The sequence below is a fragment of the Pararhodobacter sp. SW119 genome (assembly GCF_017811755.1).
Classification (GTDB): domain Bacteria; phylum Pseudomonadota; class Alphaproteobacteria; order Rhodobacterales; family Rhodobacteraceae; genus Pararhodobacter.
Map to the genome: position 1 here is coordinate 1 of NZ_JADDJF010000101.1, position 5,613 is coordinate 5,613.

Below are 5,613 nucleotides of genomic sequence, written 5' to 3' on the forward strand. Positions count from 1 at the left end.
GACGGAACAAACCAGTTGCCACACGTCATCGAAGGCGTCAAATTCACCGACGGTGTCGCTCAATCCGATGCCAACCAAAGCCGCGCCGCATGATCACGCCGCGTCACCCAGATTCTGCCATAGCTCCCGCAAGATCTTGGCCCACCTCATTGCTCTTCTGACCCTGATCATCGCCGCGCTCCTCGGTGTCGCTGATCCGCCGCACCCGCGCGGGCGATGGGCACGCGACGCTATACGGGCGGCGGCTGGCCGTTCACCTGATGGTGCAGCCCACCGCCGCGCGCGCTTTCATGGCTGACCCGATTGCGACCGATACGGGCTTTCTTCCCCGCTTCTTGATCTGCGAACCACCGAGCGCAATCGGAACCCGGATGCACGCGAACGCCCGGCAAGATGAAGCCGCGCTGGCGGGCTTTCGGACACGCTGTGCAAGATACTCGCCACGCCCTTGCCGATGGATCTGGAAACCCGCGAACTGCAACCCCGCACCCTTCCCCTTGCGCCCGAAGCCCGCGTGCTTCTGGTCGCGTTTTCGGATGCAATCGAAGCGGCGCAAGCCCCAGATGGCGACCTGGCGCATATCACCGGGCACGCATCAAAGGCGGCGGAACATGCCGCGCGCATCTCGGGCGTGCTGGCGCTCTGGCGCGACCTGCACGCTCCGAACGTGCAGCGGGAGTACATGGCCGACGCAATCGCCCTGGCGCAATTCTACGTTGCCGAAGCTTCGTGGCTGGCAAGCGCTGCAACCATGTCGGCAGAGATCGACCGGGCCGAAGCCTTGCGGCGCTGGATTCTGGAAAGCTGTTCGGAACCGGAAGTGCTGGTACGCGACGTGGTGCGGCGGGGGCCGAACCCGCTCCGCTAAAGCCCGAAGGCACGGGCCGCGCTTGGCACCCTTGAAAAGCACGGATGGCTTGTGCCACTGGAAGCGGGAAGCATTGTGCGCGGGACCGCTCGGGCGGAAGCCTGGTGCATCGTGAAGGGGGCGGCCGATGTGGTTTGACCCGCACCGCAAACTTGCCGAAATCGCGGCGCACCCCTCAAACCCGGCAACACCTGCGCCCGATGCCGCAATTGTCGCAAGTGTCGCAATGCCCGTGCGCCACAAACCGCAATCGGCGCTCGCCGTTCTCCGCAAACTCGAACCGCTGCGACGGACACCCTCCCGCTGGCGTCGGGATCCATCATGCACTAACATGAAACTTCGATCACCCTGTAGGGGCCACGCAGACGCCCGTCTCTGTTGTTTCGCCTAAAGTCCGGAGAGTACCCTTGGCGCACGAAAACCTCTCCAATGCTGTGATCGTCTACGGCTCCGTCCGATCGGGCACCACGATGTTCCGGCTCATGCTCGGCGGTCATCCGGATCTCGTGGAAATCGGCGAGAAACCCTACATCACCAGGTACAGCCGGTTCCAGCCGGACGGAACGCTGAAGGTCGATCACCGCAATCTGTTCGTGGACCGCGTCTTCGTGATGCGTGAATTTGGGGAGCGGCCCGAACTCGACGGACTCGACCTCATCGACGACCTTGTCGCCCAAGGAAAGCAGGGGCGCGAGGGGCCGACGGTGATCACCTTTCATTCCGATTTGTACAAGATCCTACACATCTTTCCGGACTGCCGGGTGTTGCACATTGTCCGTGATCCGAGGGATGTGTCGGCGTCAGTCATGCGTCTGGGATGGGCGGGCAACGCTTATTTCGCAGCCGAGAACTGGCTCAGAGCCGAAAGCGACCTCCAAGCGGCGCGGCCCCTCCTGAAGACGGGGCAACTAATGTCGCTGAGATACGAGGAACTCGCCGCGGCGCCCGAGCCGGGGCTGCGCCGGGTTTGTGACTTTCTCGGCATCGCATACGATCCCGGACTCTTCAGCTATCCCGAGCGAAGTACCTACTACAAGCCGACCCGGTCTGCCATCGAGGGGTGGCGCAAGCACCTCTCGATGCAGGACGTGCGGCTGATCGAGTTGCGCTGCGGCGACCTCATGACGGAGCATGGCTATGCCCGGGTAACAGAGGGCGCCGGGCCGCTCTCGAAGCCCCGGCTCGCCTTTCTGAAATGGGACAATCGTGCACGTAAGTTGCGCCGCGACGTGGGAACCTTCGGCGCGGTGAACGCTTTCGGTGCGCGGGTGGGCGCGAAGCTGGGGCTCCTCGGGATGCGCGACCACTTCAACCGCCGGATCCACAACATCACGAATGCCAACCTGAAATGAGCCTCAGAGCGGCGGGGGCGCTGCCGCGTGCGCGCCAGCTTATCCGTTATTGATCAGGTAGCTAAGCGCACGATGGCTGATTGCAGACGGCCTGGGACGTAATTTTCGTTCTCGATAAAGAGAAAGGGAACGTAAGCATTCGGCGAGGGCCACTGTCACGCGGCCTTGACGGCTTCATGCTTGGCCTTTTCCAGTTCCACGGGAGCAATTCAGGCAAGCGTGACACGGTGATGTCCGGGATGCGGGTAAGGACGTCTGCCATCCTGGCCTGCGGATCGATGTCGTTCAGTTTACAGTTGACGATCAGGGTATACATGAAGGCTGCCCTTTCACCGCCGCGCCCAGACCCCGCAAAGTGCCATGATTTTCTGCCCAGAGCTGTCCCCCTGAGGGCGCGTTCGGCGGCGTTGTTGGTCAGGCAGATGCGCCCGTCATCCAGGAAAGCGATGAAGGCATCCCATCGGTCGCCCTTGGGCGGCATCAGATAGTCGATGGCTTTGGCGACGCTGTTATGTTTCGACATCTGGGCGCGCTCTTCCAGCAGCCAGGTATGCAGTTCCTCGACAAGCGGTCGGGATCGCTCTTGCGGGAGGGTAAGGCGGGTATCTGCATCCATGCCATTGATCTCGCGCTCGATATCGAAGATCGCACCGAACCGTTTCACGGCTTCCAGCGCGACCCGTGAGATGTCATGCGCTGGCTTGTTCTTGCGCACGTTGCCCGCAATATCGGCCAGCTCGAAGAATTTACGCCGTGCGTGGCTCCAACAGAGCGCGCTGCGCGCAGGCCTCGGGCTGCGGCCAGCCAGATAGAGGTCGTTATAGCCGCTATAGGCATCGGCCTGCAATACTCCCTGCTACCCAGCGAGATGCTTGTTCGGGTGGATCATCTGGCGGTCACGTGAGAATTTGAACAAGGCGGCAGGTGCTGCGCTGCCACCCCACGGCCGGTCATCGCGCTCATAGGTCCAGAGCCGCGCGGTTTTGGTGCCGCCAAGCGCCTTCAGCGGCACCGTTGTGTCATCGCCATGCAAGCGCGCCGCTGCCAGAACATGGGTCTCGATCAGCTCATGGATCGGGCTGAGCGCGACACAGGCATGGCCGATCAGATCAGCCAGGGTGGACAGGCTGAGATCAATTCCCTCTCGCGCAATGCGCTCGGATTGGCGATTCAGCGGCGGATGCTATCCGTATTTGTCGAAGGCCGCCATCGCGATCAATTGCGGTCCGGCCCAACCACGGGGAATGGTGTGGAAGGGCGCTGGCGGCTGGCTGATCTTCTCGCAACACCGGCAGGTGAACTTCTCCCGCACCGTCTGGATCACCTTCCACTGGCGGGGGGTCACTTCCAGCGTCTCGGTGAGGTGAACGCGCATCTTGCTGACAAGGACATCAGCCTGCGCTCGGGCACGCTGGTCGACGCGACGATCATCGACGCGCCGTCCTCGACGAAGAACAAGGCGCGCGCCCGGGACAAAGAGATGACGTCGACGAAGAAGGGCAACGACTGGTATTTCGGCATGAAGGCGCATGTCGGCGTTGATCTCGACAGCGGCACGGTGCACAGCCTCGACACCATGACGGCGAAGGTCCACGACAGGCAGGTCTGGGATGAGTTGCTGCACGGCGAGTAAACCTCGGTCTGGGCTGGCAAGGGCTAAGTGAGCGCGGAGCGCGACGCGGCGTTCAAGGCACCCGGCAAGGTCTGGGGCGTGATGCGCAAGGCGCCGAAGGGCGGTCCGCTGCATCCGTTCGACGCGCAGATCAACCGCATCATCGCCCCGCTGCGCGCCAGGGTCGAGCACCGCTTCCGCGTCCTCAAGCGCCGATTCGGCTATGTGAAGACCCGATACCGCGGCCTCGCCAATAACCGCGCTCAACTCTTCACGCTGTTCGCGCTCGGCAACCTGTTCCTGGTGCGAAGAAAGCTGTTGGCATGAGCACGAGTCTGCCCGAAACCAGCCGAACCGCCGACATCGCGGCGCTGAACCCGCAAAATCGCCCGCGGAAACCTCGCTTCTCGCCACCCAAGGCGATCAAACTTCAAATTCGGCGCAGCCGACCGCGTTGATCAGACGTTCCTCACCATGATAACACTAGCCCGTGATACACGTGGCATGTTAGAGAAGAATGATCATTTTCTGTCTTGAACTCGAAGGCTTACACCATGGCTTCTCCGATTATCAGTCTCGATCCGGATACCCTGACGCTCTCCACCCAAGCCGCACGAGCGGCGGCCCAACCACTAGCCGAGTCCTACAGGGATCGCGCACCCTATCCATATGGTTGTTTCGACAATTTCTTACCGCCCGAAATCCTTGAGCGGGTGCGTGAGGAGTTGCGCGAACTACCCGAAGCCGAGAGCATGTTCAACCGTCCACAGGAGAAGCTGAAGTCCAGCTATCTTCCGGAGAGGCTTCGCCCATATACGCGGAATCTCTTCTACGCGCTCAACGCCCGTCCCTTCCTAGCGTTTCTCGAAGAACTAACGGGCATTCAAGGTTTGATCCCCGACCCCCACTTCGCAGGGGGAGGGATTCATGTAGTCGCGAATGGTGGGCATCTGGACATCCATGCCGACTTCAACCACCACGGGAAACTCAATCTAGAGCGCAGGATCAATGTGCTGATCTATCTCAATAAGAACTGGCGCGAAGAATGGGGCGGATCCTTCGAGGTATGGAACAAAAACATGACTGAGCAGGTCGCAAAATTCGTGCCGCTTTTCAATCGCATGTGCTGCTTCAACACTGGCTCCGACACCTTTCATGGCAATCCAGAACCGGTGAATCATCCGGATGGTGAACCACGTATGTCAATCGCGCTTTATTACTACACGGCTACCTGGGACGATACGCGAAAGTCACACAGCACCCTTTTCAAGCCCCGCCCCGGCACCGTCGACCGAACGGATCGTCAAGAGGCGCGTCACGCCATGTTGAAGGATGTCCTGCCGCCAATTATTTATCGTCGCATAGGGCATAGACTGCGACGGATGGGAGTATAACGGCAAGGACCGTCTGATCAACATGTCCGGCTACGTCGATACGGCGGTTATTTCGGGTTGAAGGGCAAAAAGCAGTCTGTTGGCCGCCGATTTTTCGCAAAGTTGCAGTTGATCTGCGCATCAACCCGGTGCAATGTGTTGCCATTCGGCACCGTGCGGGTCACGCTCTGAATCTTGCGCGCGAGGTTCGACATCAGCAGCCAGAGCTTGCCTGCATTTGTTGTCGTTGAACAGGTCAATCGAACTGTGAGTGCGACGCTCTTGGCTTTCAAAATGCGGTAGGTTCTCTGTTGGTTGGCTTGGGCAAGACGCCATCTCCGAATATCTTTTGCATCAATAAAACTAGGCTCAGGACCCATTAAGTTGCTTGAGCAACGAGCGGTTGCG

3 protein-coding genes and 3 pseudogenes are annotated in these 5,613 nt (G+C 60.5%); 4 read left to right on the top strand and 2 right to left on the bottom strand.

What is annotated here, in order from left to right; translation table 11 throughout:
* The first annotated feature begins 185 nt into the window (after positions 1 to 185).
* Positions 186 to 868 (top strand): annotated as a pseudogene (locus IM708_RS20165) (DUF3987 domain-containing protein).
* Positions 869 to 1,275: 407 nt separating this feature from the next.
* Positions 1,276 to 2,220, top strand: a complete 945-nt coding sequence (locus IM708_RS20170; RefSeq protein ID WP_209428358.1) for a sulfotransferase — start codon at positions 1,276 to 1,278, stop codon at positions 2,218 to 2,220.
* 187 nt (positions 2,221 to 2,407) lie between these two features.
* On the opposite strand, the pseudogene IM708_RS20175 reads toward IM708_RS20170, so the two are convergent.
* Positions 2,408 to 3,583 (bottom strand): annotated as a pseudogene (locus IM708_RS20175) (IS66 family transposase); the annotation flags it as partial.
* On the opposite strand from IM708_RS20175, the pseudogene IM708_RS21475 reads away from it, so the two are divergent.
* Both IM708_RS21475 and IM708_RS20190 read left to right on the top strand, forming a co-directional pair.
* Positions 3,470 to 4,159, top strand: a pseudogene (locus tag IM708_RS21475) (IS5 family transposase). The pseudogenes IM708_RS20175 and IM708_RS21475 overlap by 114 nt on opposite strands.
* 227 nt (positions 4,160 to 4,386) lie before the next feature.
* A complete protein-coding gene (locus tag IM708_RS20190; RefSeq protein WP_209428360.1) occupies positions 4,387 to 5,226 on the top strand; it encodes a 2OG-Fe(II) oxygenase in 840 nt (279 codons plus the stop codon).
* Between the two features lie 47 nt (positions 5,227 to 5,273).
* Here the strand turns inward: IM708_RS20190 and IM708_RS20195 are convergent.
* A partial coding sequence (locus tag IM708_RS20195) for a hypothetical protein (protein ID WP_209428361.1) occupies positions 5,274 to 5,613 on the bottom strand: 340 nt, incomplete at its 5' end.